This is a genomic window from Bartonella sp. MU70NMGDW, assembly GCF_042194085.1.
Lineage (GTDB): Bacteria > Pseudomonadota > Alphaproteobacteria > Rhizobiales > Rhizobiaceae > Bartonella > Bartonella grahamii.
In genome coordinates, this window is sequence record NZ_JBHIMK010000005.1 from 21,633 (window position 1) to 37,633 (window position 16,001).

At 36.9% G+C, this 16,001-nt stretch carries 15 protein-coding genes; 9 read left to right on the forward strand and 6 right to left on the reverse strand.

All coding sequences use genetic code 11. From position 1 onward, the window contains the following. Positions 1 to 106 precede the first annotated feature (106 nt). From mnmG to ACFIKE_RS01060, 4 genes are read left to right on the forward strand one after another with little or no spacing between them, the layout of a single operon-like run. The gene (gene mnmG, locus ACFIKE_RS01045) at positions 107 to 1,975 is read left to right on the forward strand and encodes a tRNA uridine-5-carboxymethylaminomethyl(34) synthesis enzyme MnmG (RefSeq protein WP_375648196.1); all 1,869 of its coding nucleotides are present in this window, start codon (positions 107 to 109) and stop codon (positions 1,973 to 1,975) included. Continuing rightward, on the forward strand, positions 1,975 to 2,622 hold the full coding sequence (gene rsmG, locus ACFIKE_RS01050) for a 16S rRNA (guanine(527)-N(7))-methyltransferase RsmG (protein WP_375625523.1): 648 nt from the start codon (positions 1,975 to 1,977) through the stop codon (positions 2,620 to 2,622). Before mnmG ends, rsmG begins: the two co-directional genes overlap by 1 nt. A gap of 6 nt (positions 2,623 to 2,628) precedes the next feature. Continuing rightward, positions 2,629 to 3,426, forward strand: a complete 798-nt coding sequence (locus ACFIKE_RS01055; RefSeq protein ID WP_273722360.1) for a ParA family protein — start codon at positions 2,629 to 2,631, stop codon at positions 3,424 to 3,426. Positions 3,427 to 3,458: 32 nt separating this feature from the next. Next, entirely contained in the window at positions 3,459 to 4,364 is a 906-nt protein-coding gene (locus ACFIKE_RS01060; RefSeq protein WP_375648197.1) for a ParB/RepB/Spo0J family partition protein, read from the forward strand. Positions 4,365 to 4,921: 557 nt separating this feature from the next. Here ACFIKE_RS01060 and ACFIKE_RS01065 read toward each other — a convergent pair. The 6 genes from ACFIKE_RS01065 to dapF form a co-directional block, all read right to left on the reverse strand. Then, the gene (locus tag ACFIKE_RS01065) at positions 4,922 to 5,434 is read right to left on the reverse strand and encodes a hypothetical protein (protein WP_375648198.1); all 513 of its coding nucleotides are present in this window, start codon (positions 5,432 to 5,434) and stop codon (positions 4,922 to 4,924) included. Between the two features lie 2 nt (positions 5,435 to 5,436). Further along, entirely contained in the window at positions 5,437 to 6,198 is a 762-nt protein-coding gene (gene gloB, locus ACFIKE_RS01070) for a hydroxyacylglutathione hydrolase (protein WP_375648199.1), read from the reverse strand. A gap of 62 nt (positions 6,199 to 6,260) precedes the next feature. After that, on the reverse strand, positions 6,261 to 6,947 hold the full coding sequence (locus ACFIKE_RS01075) for a septation protein A (protein WP_375648200.1): 687 nt from the start codon (positions 6,945 to 6,947) through the stop codon (positions 6,261 to 6,263). Next, complete coding sequence (gene ftsY / locus ACFIKE_RS01080) at positions 6,944 to 8,197, reverse strand: signal recognition particle-docking protein FtsY (protein ID WP_375648201.1); 1,254 nt, start codon at positions 8,195 to 8,197, stop codon at positions 6,944 to 6,946. The genes ACFIKE_RS01075 and ftsY overlap by 4 nt, the downstream gene beginning before the upstream one ends. Before the next feature lie 14 nt (positions 8,198 to 8,211). Continuing rightward, positions 8,212 to 9,495, reverse strand: coding sequence for a tRNA (N(6)-L-threonylcarbamoyladenosine(37)-C(2))-methylthiotransferase MtaB (gene mtaB / locus ACFIKE_RS01085; protein ID WP_375648202.1), 1,284 nt, complete (start codon positions 9,493 to 9,495; stop codon positions 8,212 to 8,214). Further along, on the reverse strand, positions 9,495 to 10,346 hold the full coding sequence (gene dapF, locus ACFIKE_RS01090) for a diaminopimelate epimerase (RefSeq protein ID WP_375625532.1): 852 nt from the start codon (positions 10,344 to 10,346) through the stop codon (positions 9,495 to 9,497). The genes mtaB and dapF overlap by 1 nt, the downstream gene beginning before the upstream one ends. Before the next feature lie 224 nt (positions 10,347 to 10,570). On the opposite strand from dapF, the gene ACFIKE_RS01095 reads away from it, so the two are divergent. The 5 genes from ACFIKE_RS01095 (at position 10,571) to sucD (ending at position 15,858) form a co-directional block, all read left to right on the forward strand. Then, positions 10,571 to 11,116, forward strand: a complete 546-nt coding sequence (locus ACFIKE_RS01095; RefSeq protein ID WP_015857108.1) for an AprI/Inh family metalloprotease inhibitor — start codon at positions 10,571 to 10,573, stop codon at positions 11,114 to 11,116. Between the two features lie 98 nt (positions 11,117 to 11,214). Beyond that, positions 11,215 to 12,414, forward strand: a complete 1,200-nt coding sequence (gene zapE, locus ACFIKE_RS01100) for a cell division protein ZapE (protein ID WP_375626300.1) — start codon at positions 11,215 to 11,217, stop codon at positions 12,412 to 12,414. Positions 12,415 to 12,702: 288 nt separating this feature from the next. Then, positions 12,703 to 13,665 carry a malate dehydrogenase gene (gene mdh, locus ACFIKE_RS01105; RefSeq protein WP_375626099.1) on the forward strand — a complete coding sequence of 321 codons (963 nt, stop codon included), beginning with the start codon at positions 12,703 to 12,705 and terminating at the stop codon, positions 13,663 to 13,665. Positions 13,666 to 13,755: 90 nt separating this feature from the next. Beyond that, on the forward strand, positions 13,756 to 14,952 hold the full coding sequence (gene sucC, locus ACFIKE_RS01110; protein ID WP_375648203.1) for an ADP-forming succinate--CoA ligase subunit beta: 1,197 nt from the start codon (positions 13,756 to 13,758) through the stop codon (positions 14,950 to 14,952). Positions 14,953 to 14,955: 3 nt separating this feature from the next. Beyond that, entirely contained in the window at positions 14,956 to 15,858 is a 903-nt protein-coding gene (sucD, locus tag ACFIKE_RS01115; RefSeq protein WP_375625535.1) for a succinate--CoA ligase subunit alpha, read from the forward strand. Positions 15,859 to 16,001: the final 143 nt, after the last annotated feature.

Here is a 16,001-nt window from a genome sequence, read left to right on the forward strand (position 1 = left end):
TGATTCACGTGAAACATTGATTATTTCATAGACAGATTATAAAGATTATGTAATTTATATACTGTTTCACGTGAAACCTTAGAATATTTTCTACGGAATGAATTAAATGCAATCATATGATGTTGTTATTGTTGGTGGTGGTCATGCTGGCTGTGAAGCGGCTTCAGCTTCAGCGCGTGTAGGAGCCAAAACAGCGCTTGTTACACATAAAATATCAGCACTGGGAACAATGTCGTGTAATCCTGCTATTGGTGGACTTGGAAAAGGGCATCTAGTTCGTGAAATAGATGCTTTAGATGGTCTCATGGGAAGAGCAGCAGATGCTGCTGGAATTCAGTTTAGACTACTTAATAGACGTAAAGGACCGGCAGTAAGAGGACCACGGACGCAAGCGGATCGACAACTTTATAAAAAAGCAATTCAAAAATTATTAAAAGAACAAGAAAATCTTACTCTTATTGAGGATGAAGTTATTGATCTGATCGTTAAAGATAATTGTGTATCAGGTGTTATTTTAAAAAAACAAGGAACAATTTTATCTGGTGCTGTTGTTTTAACAACAGGGACATTTTTAAATGGCTTTATTCATATTGGTGATAAAACATGGGCTGCTGGACGTATGGGAGATCAGTCAAGTGTGCAACTTGCTAAACGTTTAAAAAATTATCATATAAAATTTGGTCGATTAAAAACAGGAACCCCTGCCCGTTTGAGTAAAAAAACAATTTCTTGGGATCATCTTCCAAAACAACAAGCAGATGAAAATCCCATTCCCTTTTCTCTTTTAACAGAGAAAATTGAACAACCACAAATTGAATGTGCAATAACACGTACAAATGAGAGAACACATCAAATTATTCGCGAGAATATTTATCGTTCTGCTTTATATTCTGGAAATATTGAAGGGTTAGGACCACGTTATTGTCCTTCTGTTGAAGATAAAATTGTGAAATTTGGAGAACGTGATGGACATCAGATCTTTCTAGAACCAGAAGGATTAAATGATGATACTGTTTATCCAAATGGTCTTTCTACTTCTCTTCCTGAAGATGTACAAATTTCTCTATTGAAAACCATTGAAGGGTTGGAAAATGCTGTAGTTTTGCAACCTGGTTATGCTATTGAATATGATTTTGTTAATCCACAACAATTAACGAGAAGCTTAGAATTACGTTCTTTACCGGGTTTGTTTTTAGCAGGCCAAATTAATGGTACAACAGGATATGAGGAAGCAGCAGCACAAGGACTTTTAGCTGGGTTAAATGCGGCACGTAAAGTAGGTAAATTAGATGAAATACTTATAAGTCGTTCTACCGCTTATATTGGTGTTATGGTTGATGATTTGGTTTCACGTGGTGTTTGTGAACCTTATAGGATGTTTACATCACGTGCTGAATTTCGTTTATCTTTACGATCTGATAATGCTGATACGCGTTTAACACCTTTGGCACAAAAATGGGGTATTGTGAGTGAAATACGTTGGGAATGTTATCAGAAAAAACAAGAACGCCTTGATCAAGCACGATCAATATGTCAAAATCTTTTTTTAACACCCAATGAAGCTTCTGCTCATGGATTACACGTTAATCATGATGGAATTCGGCGTTCCGCTTATGATTTTCTTGCGTATCCTCATATGACTTTAGAGCGTCTTTCAGATTTTTGGCCACAATTACAAACGGTTGATTCTAAAACAGCAGAATCTTTAGAAATTGAGGCACAATATGCGGTTTATTTAGATAAACAAGCACAAGATATTGCTTCTCTTCAGAGAGATGAGCGTTTAGAAATTCCTTCTTCTCTTGATATTCAGGCAATTTCAGGTCTTTCAAATGAACTTAAATCAAAAATTCAAGAAGTGTCGCCGCGTTCAATTGCTGATGCACAAAAAATTGATGGCATGACACCCGCCGCGTTATCGCTTATTATTACATGTATTCAACGTCAACGACGTGAAAAGGCTAAAACAGCTTAATGGATTTTTCTACAGAAAAAAAATATCAACAATTATTAAATATTGTTCCTTCTGTTTCACGTGAAACGATGGAAAATTTAATTCAGTTTGAGTCTTTAATACTTCAATGGAATGCACATATTAATTTGATATCTGCTACAACAATACCAGATCTATGGACACGGCATATTCTAGATTCAGCACAAATTTTTCCTTTGTATGCTCATTCTTTACATTGGTGTGATTTAGGATCAGGAGGAGGTTTTCCTGCAATTGTGATTGCTATCTTTTTGAAAGAAAAAAAAGTAGGACATATTAATCTTGTTGAAAGTAATGGGAAAAAAGTTGCTTTTTTGCGAACAGTTATTTCTCAACTTAATCTTCCAGCAACGGTTTATCACGCTAGAATTGAAGATGTATATCAAAAAATTCCCGTATCTGATATTATAACGGCACGGGGATTAGCGCCGCTCAATAGTCTTCTACAACTTATTTTTCCTTTATTAACAGAAAAAACAATCGCTCTTTTGCAAAAAGGTCGGGATTACGCTACAGAAATAAAAAATGCCTCTGCCAATTGGCACTTTGATCTGTTAAAACATAAAAGTAAAGTTGATGAAAATTCTGTTATTTTGGAAATTTCTCATATTCGATCATATAGAGGGTAGAGCAAAATGAGCGAAACACGAATTATCGCTATTGCAAACCAAAAGGGTGGAGTCGGAAAAACAACCACAGCAATTAATCTTGCAACAGCTTTAGCGGCTATAGGTGAAAATGTCCTTATTATGGATGTTGATCCACAAGGTAATGCTAGTACAGGTTTAGGGATTGATCGTAATAACCGTCCTTTGTCTTCTTATGATGTTTTAGTTTCGGGAGTTTCAATTACACAGGCGGCTTTAAAAACAGCAGTACCCAATCTTTATATAGTTCCCTCTACACTTGATCTCTTAGGTGTGGAAATGGAAATTTCTTCATCACAAGATCGCATACAACGCTTACGTAAAGCACTCTATGATGATCCGGAAATGGAAAAAAAATTCAATTATATTTTAATTGATTGTCCCCCCTCCCTTAATCTTTTAACACTTAATGCTATGGGGGCTGCGGATTCTGTTTTAGTGCCTATGCAGTGTGAATTTTTAGCACTTGAAGGTTTAAGTCAATTACTTGAAACAGTAAAACAAGTGCGATCCGTACTTAATCCATCTTTAGAAATCCAAGGTATTGTTCTAACAATGTATGATGGACGTAATAATCTTTCAAATCAAGTTGTTGAAGATGTACGTTCTTTTATGGGAGATAAGGTTTATCGCACTGTTATTCCACGAAATGTAAGAGTATCAGAAGCGCCCTCTTTTGGAAAACCTGTATTGCTTTATGATCTCAAATGTGCTGGGAGCCAAGCTTATTTGCGTCTAGCATCAGAAATGATTCAACGTGAAAAACAAGCACGTGCTGCTGCTTAAAAAAATAAACTAAAAATTTAAAGAGCAAAATTATGAATGATGATCAATCAAAAAAAAGACTGGGTCGTGGATTAGCGGCATTAATTGGGGATATCAGTTTAAACAGCGATCTTACACGTTCATCAAATACTGACAAATTTACAGAGTCCAATACAGTTTCTTCTGTTTCTGAACGATTTGTTCCACTTGAATCTATTTCGTGCAATCCACATAATCCGCGACGCCATTTTACCGATTCAGAACTTGATAATTTAGCACAATCAATTCGCCAGCACGGTGTTGTTCAACCTGTTATTGTAAGACCATCACGTGATCATCCTCATCGGTTTGAATTAATTGCTGGCGAACGGCGCTGGCGTGCTGCACAGCGAGCCAATTTAAATAAATTACCGGTTATTGTTCGCGATGTAGATGATAAAACGGCTTTGGAATTGGCAATTATTGAAAATGTTCAACGTGCTGATCTTAATCCTATCGAAGAAGCAATGGGATATGAAATTTTGCTGAATGAACATGGATATACGCAGGCAGATTTAGCGCAAGTTATTGGAAAAAGTCGCAGTCATGTTGCTAACACGCTTCGTTTGTTAAAACTTCCACCAAAAGTACAACAATTCTTAACCGATGGGCAACTCTCCGCTGGTCATGCACGCTGTCTTATCACTGTTGAGAATCCACAGGATTTAGCTGAAAAAATTATTCGCGAAGGGCTTTCTGTGCGCCAAACAGAAATACTTGCGTATGAACAGGCAAATCCAAAAGTCAAAAAACGAACTGCTGTTGAGAAAGATACAGAAACAAAATCTTTAGAAAAATTACTTGCAGACGTGATCGGAATGAAAGTGACTATTCGGCATGGCAAAAAAGGTGGTGATTTAAAAATACGCTACTCTTCACTAGAACAATTAGATGATATTTGCCGGCGTTTGCAAAACTAATTAATTATCTAAAATAGCACGAATTCTATCGATATATTTTTGACTTAAATTAAAATTATCTGAAGGTATAGTATTTTTGAAGAGAATTTTTTATCTTCAAAGGCTATTATTGCAGCTAAAGTTGTTTGAAGGGCCATGAGACCAATAACATAATCTTTAGGTGAGAGATTATATTTTCTTAAAAGATCTGTTAGTTTTGATCTAGTAGAAATAGAAGCAATGAACCCTTCAATGCTGTTATCATTTCCGGTATTGGATGCCTCTGGCTTTGGAGGTAAATCCTCAATTTATTTGTTTTAGTTATTCTATTTTTGAGAGGAAATATTCTGTTAAAGGATAATTTACAATGATATTTGGATTGCTGCTAGGAAGAGAATGAATTGATTGTCTGTTTGCTTTTTGTTTGCCATTGTTAATTGAACATATGTAAAAAAGGGAAAGAAAAAGAAAACACAATGCCAATTAAAACATTGTTTGAGATTTTTCTTTCTTTTTCGAATTCCAGCAAAGAATTTTTCGTCTGCGAAGTCAATCGTCTGTTCAAAATAGAACGAATTCTATTTACAACGACTTTTTAAAATAGCAAGTATTCTATACGTATATTTTTTACCAAACTCTAAATTGTTTGAAACTACAGTATTTTTTTCATCAAAAGAAATCCCCTCTTTTTTAAGAAGTTCAAGAGGAGCTAAAAGCATTGTTAATGTTGCTTGAAGGGCGATGGTTCCTATAGCAAAATCTTTAGGTGTTATATTATTTTTTCTTAAAATATTCATTAATTTTGGTTGATTAGAAATAGAAGCTACGAACCCTTTAATACTGTGGTCGTGTTCAATTTCAATATCAGGTTCTTTTTCAGTATCGGATACTTTTGATTCTGATGGTGAGCTTTCACACTCTTCTTTATTAATTTGTTCCATTTTTAAAAGCAAATCTTCTGTTAAGGTGTAATTTGCAATAACATGTGGGAACTCGAATTGTTTATCTGTTTCCTTTTCTTTTGCCATTGTTAGTTGAGTATGTATTACGAAAAGAAAAAGGAGGAACAAACGTAATACGAACTTAAGCATGTTTAAAAGTTATCCTTTCTTCTTCGAATTTCAGCAAAGACTTCTTCATCTGTTTCTTTTTCCATTGCGAGGTTTCTTCGCAACACACTATCATCCCATCGGAGAAAGGGATTGGTGGCTTTTTCTTGCCCTAAAGTTACTGGTAAAGTCATAGCGTTTTTTGCACGTAGCAAAGAAACTTCTTCCACTCTTTGACGAAGTTTTTGATTATGTGGATCAAGTGTTAATGCGAAAAGAGCATTAGTTTTGGTATATTCATGACCACAATAAAGAAGTGTCTTATCGGGAAGTTGACGAAGCTTTTTTAAAGAGTTCAGCATTTGAGCAGGTGTTCCTTCGAAAAGGCGTCCACAACCAAGTGAGAAAAGTGTATCTCCAGCAAAGAGCAAACCTTTTTCAGGAAAATAATAAGATAATGCGCCCAAAGTGTGACCAGGTGTTGAAAGAGCTAAAAGTGGGTGAGAACCAAAGAGAAGTTTTTCATCAGGTTGAAGTGTTTGATCAAGATGATGAATCTTTTCTTTTTCTGCTTCTGGTCCGATAACCATAGCGTTGTATACTTGTTTTAATTCTTCCAATGCTTCTACATGGTCGTGATGATGATGAGTTACAAAAATAGTCTGAAGTGTCCAGTTACGGCGTTTTAAGGTGTTATGAATAGCTTCACTTTCAGGTGCATCAATTGCAGCTGTGTAGCCACTTTTTTCATCATGAATGAGTACACCAAAGTTATCTTTTCGACAAATAAACTGTTCAATCAACATGTTTTTCTCCTGAACAGTGTTTGGTAATGAATCTATAAAATAATATATAGTGGTGGATTTTTTTAAGAATCAGATTTGTCCTCTTCTGTGAAAAGTCCTTTTGAATGTTTCAGAATGATAGGCATTTGGGTAAGCATAAAGAGGATTGTTAGGGGCATAACGCCAAATACTTTAAAACTTGTCCAAAAATTATCGCTAAAATTGCGCCAAATGATTTCATTCAAAAGGGCAAGAAAAACGAAAAAGAATGCCCAACGATAGGTAAGTTTTTGCCAGCCTAAATCATCAAGTTTTAATGTAGAATCAAGAGCATAACGTAAAAGTGGTTTTTTAAAAAACATACCACCAAAGAGGATGAGCGCAAATAAGCTATTAATAATTGTTGGTTTCATTTTGATGAAAGTATCATTATGAAGCCAAAGAGTTAAAAATCCAAAGAATAGAACAAAGATTCCTGAAATAAGGGGCATAATAGGAACTTGTCGTGCAAGGATCCATGATAAGCTTAGAGAAATAATAATAGCTATCATAAAAATAGCTGTTGCAGGGAAAATAGGTTTACTAAAATTTTGAAAAAATCCAATGTTTTTTATCAACCATTCGCCCTTATAATTAGCCAGAAAAAAGGCGACTAACGGCCCCATTTCCAAGAAAAATTTTATGGTTGGTGAGAGAGGGGGTTTCTTATTGTTATTCATATTTTTTTCAGAATTATTCTGTGAATTAGAGTTAGATAAAGGCTGTTTCATGTATGTTTTCCTGCGATAGTTTCGGCAAAGTCAGAAGCAGAAAAAGGTTGAAGGTCTTCAATATTTTCTCCTATACCGATAAAATAAACGGGTAATTTATATTTTGCTGCTATAGCGACAAGAATTCCTCCTCGTGCGGTCCCATCCAGCTTTGTCATGACTAAACCATTAACACCAGCAATTTCACGGAAAATTTCCACTTGGTTGAGTGCATTTTGTCCGGTAGTTGCATCAAGCGTTTGAAGGATTGTATGGGGTGCTTGGGGTGTGTGTTTCTTTAAAACACGAATAATTTTTGCTAACTCATCCATCAATTCAGATTTATTTTGTAAACGCCCTGCTGTATCAATAATTAATACATCACTATTTGTTTTTTTTGCTTTTTCATAAGCATCAAAGGCTAAGCTAGCGGCATCTGCACCCAATTTTGTCGAAATAACAGGAGAATCAGTACGTTTACCCCAAATGTGTAGTTGCTCAATAGCTGCGGCTCGGAAAGTATCACCAGCTGCAAGCATAACTTTTAATCCCCCTGCTGTTAATTTTGCTGCAAGTTTTCCGATTGTTGTCGTTTTTCCAGTTCCATTTACACCTACCAGCAAAATAACATGAGGTTTATAGCTGAGATCAAGTTCTAATGGAATTGCAACAGGTTCCAGAACTTTTTTGACCTCATTAGCTACAATAGTATGAATATCGTCTGGGGAAAGATCTTTTCCGTAACGACTGGAAGCTAAAGTATTTGTGATGCGTGTCGCCGTTTCTACTCCAAGATCAGCTTGGATAAGGATATCTTCGAGCTCTTGCAATGTATCTTCATCAAGTTTTCTTTTAACAAAGAGGTCGCCAATTGATCCGCTTAGGCGTTGTGAAGAAAGGGATAGACTTTTTTTAAGGCGCTCAAACCACGCTATCCTTTTTTGTTCAACAGAAAGTTCAGATAAAATTTCTTCATTCTTTTTTTCACGGACGTTGTCTGTGACAATAATTTTACCAGAAAGAGGAATTTTATCAGAATGAGATTCTAGAAATGGAGATTTTTCATCATATTTTGTAAGTGTTGACTCTCGATTTTTTGTTTGTTCTTCTTTTTCTGTGTCTATAGAGATTTGGTTATTTTTTGTCCTTTCATTTTTGTCTTTATTTTTTTCCATTACATCGCTTTTATCAGGAATAGAAATCTGTTGTTCCATTTCCTGCTCTTGAGATTTGTTAAAAGAGAATATTTTTTTTATAAAAGATTTCGTCATAAGAATTTTCCTGCTCAAGCAGCGTTTAATTTTGGAAGGATAGCAATCAATTTATCGCCATCATGATCAACGATAAGGGCTTGAACAATTGTTCCTGCTTTTGCACCTTTAACTTGTACAAGAGTATAATCTTCTGTTCGTCCGATTTCATCTTTTTCAACGAGAATTGTTTGTAGACTGTTTTGTAAATGAGCAAGATGCTTTTGGTAAGCCTCCTCACCTGCTTTACGTAATTTTTCAGCACGCATCTTAACTATTTTACGGTTGATTTGTGGCATACGTGCGGCAGGTGTTCCTTCTCTTGGACTAAAGGGGAAGACATGGAGATGGGTTAAATTACAATCTTTGATTAAAATAAGACTGTTTTGAAACATCTCTTCTGTTTCTGTAGGAAAACCAGCAATTAAGTCGGCACCATAAACCATTGTAGGACGTTTGGCACGCAATTCTTGGCAAAATTGAATAGCATGTTCGCGTAAGTGTCGCCGTTTCATCCGTTTTAAAATCATATTATCACCTGCTTGCAAAGATAAATGCAAATGGGGCATGATCCTTGTTTCATAAGCTAAAAGATTGATGAGTTCTTCGTCTGCTTCAATTGAGTCAATAGATGAGAGGCGTAATCGCGCTAAGTCAGGGACATGATGCAAAATTGCTGAAGTTAATTTTCCTAGAGTAGCTTTTCCAGGAAGATCGTGACCATAACTTGTAAGATCAACACCTGTAAGGACCACTTCTTGGATACCCTCACCTACCAGCTTTTTAATTTGTTCTATAACAGCACCCATGGGAACTGAGCGAGATGGTCCTCGTCCATAAGGAATAATGCAAAATGTACAGCGATGATTACATCCATTTTGTACCTGTACAAAAGCGCGGGTGCGCTCTTGCATTGCACTGACCATATGTGGAGCAATTTTTTGTACTTCCATAATGTCATTGATACGCACTTTTTCGGAATGGTTAATACCAAAATCAGGAAGTTGACGATAAGAATGGGCGTGAAGTTTATCTTCGTTTCCTAAAACGAGATCCACTTCTGTCATTGAGGCAAAATTTTGCCCTTCTGTTTGGGCTGCACACCCTGTTACAATGATACGTGCATGAGGATTTTCACGTCGTGCTTTGCGGATAGCTTGTTTTGCTTGTCGTACGGCTTCGGCAGTGACAGCACAGGTATTAAAGATAATAGCACCATCTTTAAGCTGATCTAGCCCTGAAGAAGTACTTTCTTTGCGAATGATTTCCGATTCGTAGCTATTAAGTCGACAACCAAAAGTTACAATTTCTATTGCCATCAGGAGTGATCCTTTTTGTAGCACCCTGTTAGAGGGCTTAAAAAACCACTAAATTGATATTTTATTGGTCCTATCATAATAACGTGATCGTCTTCTCGGTAAAAAATATTAAGTGTTCCCTTTGGTAAGTTTACATCAATATGGCGTTGTGTGAGACCACGACGATAAGCAGCCACTGCACTTGCACAGGCAGCACTCCCACATGCTTGTGTTAATCCTGCTCCTCGCTCCCATGTCCGTAAATTTAGACTTTTCTTTGACGTTATGCAAGCAATGGAAATATTGCACTGTTCGGGAAATAGGGGATCATGTTCAAGTTTCGGCCCATATTTTTCTAATGGAATATGTTGAATATCATTTTCAACAAAAAAGATAGCATGGAGATTGCCAATGGATATGAGACAAGCATCTTTTAGGGGACCAGCCGTAATTTCTACGTGATTGGTATCAACTATTTCACGTGAAACAGGCATCTCTTTTGCATTGAAATTTGGGCATCCCATATCAACAGAAATGAGATTATCGGTTTGATATTTCCCTTCAATAATTCCAGCGGGAGTTTCTAAACGAAATTTTTCACCAAAATTGTGATTTTTAAGCCATGCAACAACACAGCGGGTACCATTGCCACAAGCTTTAGCCATTGATCCGTCGGCATTCCATATTTCTATGCGGAAGTCGGCTTTTTTCTGGGTTGGTGTGTGGATAGCCATGATTTGATCAAAATGCATTTCGGGATCTGCCGACAAAGCGAGGATTGCTTGCGATGTAAGAGTATGAGTGCTTTCACGCATATCAACAACAATAATTTGATTTCCAAGACCGTCCATTTTGCTAAATGGCGTTTTCATGAAACTTCTCTATTTCTAATGATTACTTATAAAGAGATATATGACTGAAAATCTTATAAATTTCTAGTGTTTAATAAATATAAAATTGGGTACATAAATTATTTCGTTTAAAATAAATGATTTTAACCTATTTTTTTAATTTGTTAATTTATCTTTGTAACTATAACAAATATTCACTTAATTTCTTTGTGAACTTATTTATTGTCGTGGGAGAGAGTACAGATATGTCGTTTTCAAAAATTTCGTTTTTCGTTGCACTATCAACTGTAATGCTTTTAGGGGGATGTTCAACAACACGGTTTGACAGTAATGACGGTAGTAACGCATTAGAAGTTTTTTATCCATCTCAACAAATGACAACATTGGAAGTGTCTGATCTGTCATCTACTTCTTCGTCGATATCTGAGGCAGCAAACGCTTCGATGTATGAGAAGGGAGATTCTCAGAGTGATGGACGAATGGCTAGTCTCGAATTGCCAAGTAATGCTACTGATTTATTTCCTGCAAGTGTTGCTGGTGTATGGAATCTTTCTATGGGGGGTAAAGTTTGCCGGATCGCAACGCCGCAAACAAAGTTTGGACAAGGGTACCGTGCTGGTCCTTTACACTGTCCAGGAATTGCTTCTCAAGTGAGATCGTGGGCTGTTAAAGGAAAAAGATTATATTTTTATAATAACTCTGGACGTGTTATCCTTGCTCTCTACTCTTCAAATGTTGATCGTTTTGAGGGACGTACACTTGATGATCATCCCGTTGTTTTAAGTCGTTAAATCATTTTTGATCGTTTATGAAAAACTAAGCTAGACGGACAGATTCGTGAAAAGTATTTATATTTTTCATTGAGAACGGTTTGAAAAAGGTTGTTTGGATGATTCTCGTTTCAACACGTTATAAAGAGCTTGTCTCTAAAGGAGAGGTTTGTTTTGACCCCGCTCAATTAGCTATAACAGAATATTTTGATCATTTATTAAAAAAAATTGCGGAACAAAACATCTCTCGTCCTTGGACTTGGAAATTTTGCTCTTTCTTTAATAGAATATTTAAAAGAAAAAAACAAAATATTTCTTGTGTTGTAAAACAAGGGGATGAAAAGGGTTCTTTTCAGGGATTATATGTTTTTGGTGAAGTAGGACGGGGCAAAACTATGCTGATGGATTTGTTCTTTTCTTGTTTGCCTAAAGGTCATAAAAAGCGTGCTCATTTTAATGATTTTATGACTGATGTGCATGAGCGTATTAATTTTTATCGTCAAGCATCTGGGGGTAAAAAATTTAAACAAGATAATCCTATTTTAGCAGTTGCTGAAGATCTTGCACGAGAAGCAAAGGTACTTTGTTTTGATGAGTTTAGTGTAACAGATATTGCTGATGCTATGGTGTTGGGGCGGCTTATTTCTGCTTTGTTTGATAAAGGAATTTTCTTTATTGCGACTTCAAATGTGGCGCCGGATAACCTTTATTGTAACGGTTTAAATCGTGAACTCTTTTTGCCTTTTATTCAAGTTTTGAAAGCATATGTTCGTGTTGTTAATCTTGATGCAAAAACAGATTATCGTCTTGAAAAATCAAATCTACAGCCTGTGTATGTAGCACCTTTAGGAAAAAAAGCAGATGAATGCATGGATCAAGCATGGGCACTTGTATTGCAAGGACATAAGGAGATATCTGATGAGCTTTCTATAAAAGGGCGCCTTATTCCTATTCCGCGCGTTGGTGCAGGATGTGCACGCTTTGATTATGGAGATTTATGTGCAAAGCCTTTGGCAGCGGCTGAGTATTTGGTATTAGGGGAGCGTTATCATACGATTTTTATTGATAATGTACCGGTCATGGATGATACATGTCGCAATGAAACAAAACGGTTTATTTTGCTTATTGATATTCTTTATGAGCGCCACATACGGTTATTTATGTCGGCAGCGGCAGAGGTGGGGGATTTGTATAAAGGGAATGCACAGATTACGGAAACATTTGAATTTCAAAGAACACAGTCACGTCTTTTTGAAATGCAAAGCCACGATTATTTAAAACTTTGGGAAGAACATTTTCTTTTGAAGAAGAAGCATTGATTATACTTTTACCTTTACGTAAACTGTAAAAACAATAACTCTTTGAAATTAAAGAAACGTAATAATTCTGTTGTATTTTTTTTAAATTCACTTTATCGATACATCGTGATAATTTTCTAATAGTTGTTTCAGCGGAGGTTTGTTGTTTCTGTAAGGAGAAAAATTTGTAAATTTCATTTCTTTACTCCTTTTTATGATATTGTTTGAATATGGTTGAAGTCAAAAATATTCAGTATAGGGACGCTGATGGGTGTGCGCTGAATTATCTAAAAGTTAGGAAAAAATAAAATGGCACGAAAAAAAATAGCTCTCATTGGTTCAGGTATGATTGGTGGTACTTTAGCACATATTATTGGGCTTAAAGAACTTGGTGATGTTGTTTTATTTGATATTGCGGAAGGTGTGCCACAAGGTAAGGCTCTAGATATCGCCGAATCTTCTCCCGTCGACGGTTTTGATATCAGTTTAAAAGGTGCTAATGCTTATGAAGCAATTGAAGGATCTGATGTTGTTATTGTAACAGCAGGCGTTGCGCGAAAACCTGGTATGAGCCGGGATGATCTTTTGGGCATTAATTTAAAGGTGATGGAACAAGTTGGAGCTGGAATTAAAAAATACGCGTCTTCAGCATTTGTTATTTGTATTACCAATCCCCTTGATGCGATGGTGTGGGCATTGCAGAAATTTTCAGGTCTCCCTACACATAAAGTGGTTGGTATGGCTGGTGTTCTTGATTCAGCACGTTTTCGTCATTTCTTATCTGAGGAATTTAAGGTCTCTGTTAAAGATGTGACAGCGTTTGTTTTAGGAGGGCACGGTGATTCAATGGTTCCTCTCGTGCGTTATTCAACGGTTGGTGGTATTTCTTTGCCTGATCTTGTAAAGATGGGCTGGACGACACAGGAAAGAATTGATCAAATTATCCAGCGTACCCGTGATGGTGGTGCAGAAATTGTTGGTTTGTTAAAAACAGGTTCTGCTTATTATGCACCAGCAGCTTCTGCTGTTTCTATGGCTGAGGCCTATTTAAAGGACACTAAGCGTGTTGTGCCTGTTGCAGCTTATCTTTCAGGAGAATATGGGGTTAATGATACCTACGTTGGTGTTCCTGTTGTAATTGGTGCAGGTGGTGTTGAGCGAGTCATTGAAATTGATCTTGATAAAGAAGAAAGAGATGCTTTTGATCATTCAGTAAATGCAGTTAAAAAGCTTTGTGAAGCTTGTATTGCTCTTGTGCCTAGTCTCAAGTAAATTGAACAAGATTTAATTCATTAAAACTAAGTATTTAGAATATTAAAACTTTAGGATTAATAATGATCCATAAAAGAAAAGGACAAATGCATGAATATCCATGAGTATCAGGCCAAACGTCTGCTTCATGAATATGGAGCACCAATTGCAAATGGTGTCGCTGTTTATTCTGTAGAGCAAGCTGAAAAATGGGCGGAAAAATTGCCCGGACCTCTCTATGTGGTTAAAAGTCAGATACACGCTGGTGGTCGTGGTAAGGGTAAGTTTAAAGAACTTGGTCCTGATGCAAAGGGTGGTGTTCGGCTTGCAAAATCTGTTGAAGAAGTTGTTGCAAATGTTCAAGAAATGCTTGGTAAAACTTTGGTAACCAAACAAACGGGTCCAGAGGGTAAGCAGGTCAATCGTCTTTACATTGAGGATGGTGCCGATATTGAAAGGGAGCTTTATCTTTCACTTTTGGTTGATCGTGGCGTTGGTCGAATTGCTTTTGTTGTTTCAACAGAAGGTGGAATGGATATTGAAACGGTTGCTGAAGAGACACCAGAAAAAATATTCACGCTTCCCATTGATGTTGTAGAGGGTGTTACTTCGGTTGATTGTGCAAGACTTTGTGATGCATTGAAACTACAAAGTAGTGCGCGAGAAGATGGTGAAAAGCTTTTTCCGATTCTCTATAAGGCATTTTGTGAAAAAGATATGAGCCTTTTAGAAATCAATCCGCTTATTGTGATGAAAGATGGTCGTTTACGTGTTCTTGATGCAAAAGTTTCTTTTGATAATAATGCTCTATTTCGTCATCCAGATATTTTAGAATTACGCGATCTTTCAGAAGAGGATCCAAAAGAAATTGAAGCATCAAAGCATGATCTTGCTTATGTTGCTCTTGAGGGTACAATTGGCTGCATGGTTAATGGTGCGGGTCTTGCTATGGCAACAATGGATATTATCAAACTCTATGGAGCTGAGCCTGCAAATTTTCTTGACGTTGGTGGTGGAGCGTCAAAAGAAAAGGTGACAGCTGCTTTTAAAATTATTACGGCCGATCCAAATGTTAAGGGCATTTTGGTTAACATTTTTGGTGGTATTATGCGTTGTGATGTCATTGCTGAAGGTGTGGTTGCTGCTGTTCGTGAGGTTGGTTTAAAGGTTCCCTTAGTTGTTCGTCTTGAAGGCACTAATGTTGAGCAGGGTAAAGCAATTATCAATGAAAGTGGTTTGAATGTTATTCCTGCTGATGATTTAGATGATGCTGCTCAAAAAATTGTTGCAGCCGTGAAGGGAGCTTAAGCTATGTCGATTCTTGTGAATAAAGAGACAAAAGTTCTAGTTCAAGGGCTTACAGGAAAAACAGGAACATTTCATACAGAACAGGCGCTTGCTTATCATGGTACGCAAATGGTTGGGGGTGTTAATCCTAAAAAGGGTGGAGAAACATGGGAAGGTTCAAAAGGCGAAACTCTTCCTATCTTTGCTAATGTTGCAGAAGCAAAGGAAAAAACAGGCGCGGATGCTTCTGTTATTTATGTTCCACCTGCAGGGGCTGCGGCAGCTATTATAGAGGCTATTGAAGCTGAAGTTCGTTTAATTATCTGTATTACGGAAGGTATTCCCGTTATGGATATGGTTAAAGTGAAGGCGCGGTTAGAAAACTCAAAGTCTCGTCTTATTGGTCCTAATTGTCCTGGTATTCTTACACCAAATGAATGTAAAATTGGTATTATGCCTGGTTCTATTTTTAGAAAAGGTTCTGTTGGGGTTGTTTCGAGGTCGGGAACTTTAACTTATGAAGCCGTTTTTCAAACGAGTCAGGAAGGTCTCGGGCAAACAACTGCGATAGGGATTGGTGGCGACCCTGTTAAGGGCACTGAATTTATTGATGTGTTGGAAATGTTTTTAGCGGATGATGAAACTCAGTCTATTGTTATGATTGGGGAGATTGGTGGTTCTGCTGAAGAAGAAGCAGCACAGTTTCTGCAAGATGAAGCAAAAAAAGGTCGTAAAAAACCAGTTGTTGGCTTTATTGCTGGCCGTACAGCTCCTCCAGGACGTACAATGGGACATGCTGGTGCTGTTATTTCTGGTGGTAAAGGTGGAGCAGAAGATAAAATTGCGGCAATGGAATCAGCAGGGATTCGAGTGTCTCCTTCACCATCACAGATAGGTAAGACTTTGATGTCAGTTTTGAAGGGCTAAAAGAAAATTTCATCTGAATAAGAAAAAGTTCTTAGATTCAGGTGAAAAAACTTGAGTATAAAAAGGTAAAACTTTTTTGAATGTTTGAATCATTGCTTGTTTTGTAAGCATTTAAAGGTCGAAAAGAGATATAAGGAGACGGA

What these genes read in the sequence shown, in the direction of transcription:
- ACFIKE_RS01075 (WP_375648200.1), bottom strand. Translation starts at nt 6,947, where the DNA reads ATGAAACAGCCTTTATCTAACTCTAATTCACAGAATAATTCTGAAAAA.
- mtaB (WP_375648202.1), bottom strand. Translation starts at nt 9,495, where the DNA reads ATGGCAATAGAAATTGTAACTTTTGGTTGTCGACTTAATAGCTACGAA.
- gloB (WP_375648199.1), bottom strand. Translation starts at nt 6,198, where the DNA reads ATGTTGATTGAACAGTTTATTTGTCGAAAAGATAACTTTGGTGTACTC.
- ftsY (WP_375648201.1), bottom strand. Translation starts at nt 8,197, where the DNA reads ATGACGAAATCTTTTATAAAAAAAATATTCTCTTTTAACAAATCTCAA.
- ACFIKE_RS01060 (WP_375648197.1), top strand. Translation starts at nt 3,459, where the DNA reads ATGAATGATGATCAATCAAAAAAAAGACTGGGTCGTGGATTAGCGGCA.
- sucD (WP_375625535.1), top strand. Translation starts at nt 14,956, where the DNA reads ATGTCGATTCTTGTGAATAAAGAGACAAAAGTTCTAGTTCAAGGGCTT.
- rsmG (WP_375625523.1), top strand. Translation starts at nt 1,975, where the DNA reads ATGGATTTTTCTACAGAAAAAAAATATCAACAATTATTAAATATTGTT.
- ACFIKE_RS01095 (WP_015857108.1), top strand. Translation starts at nt 10,571, where the DNA reads ATGTCGTTTTCAAAAATTTCGTTTTTCGTTGCACTATCAACTGTAATG.
- mdh (WP_375626099.1), top strand. Translation starts at nt 12,703, where the DNA reads ATGGCACGAAAAAAAATAGCTCTCATTGGTTCAGGTATGATTGGTGGT.
- zapE (WP_375626300.1), top strand. Translation starts at nt 11,215, where the DNA reads ATGATTCTCGTTTCAACACGTTATAAAGAGCTTGTCTCTAAAGGAGAG.
- dapF (WP_375625532.1), bottom strand. Translation starts at nt 10,346, where the DNA reads ATGAAAACGCCATTTAGCAAAATGGACGGTCTTGGAAATCAAATTATT.
- mnmG (WP_375648196.1), top strand. Translation starts at nt 107, where the DNA reads ATGCAATCATATGATGTTGTTATTGTTGGTGGTGGTCATGCTGGCTGT.
- ACFIKE_RS01055 (WP_273722360.1), top strand. Translation starts at nt 2,629, where the DNA reads ATGAGCGAAACACGAATTATCGCTATTGCAAACCAAAAGGGTGGAGTC.
- sucC (WP_375648203.1), top strand. Translation starts at nt 13,756, where the DNA reads ATGAATATCCATGAGTATCAGGCCAAACGTCTGCTTCATGAATATGGA.
- ACFIKE_RS01065 (WP_375648198.1), bottom strand. Translation starts at nt 5,434, where the DNA reads ATGCTTAAGTTCGTATTACGTTTGTTCCTCCTTTTTCTTTTCGTAATA.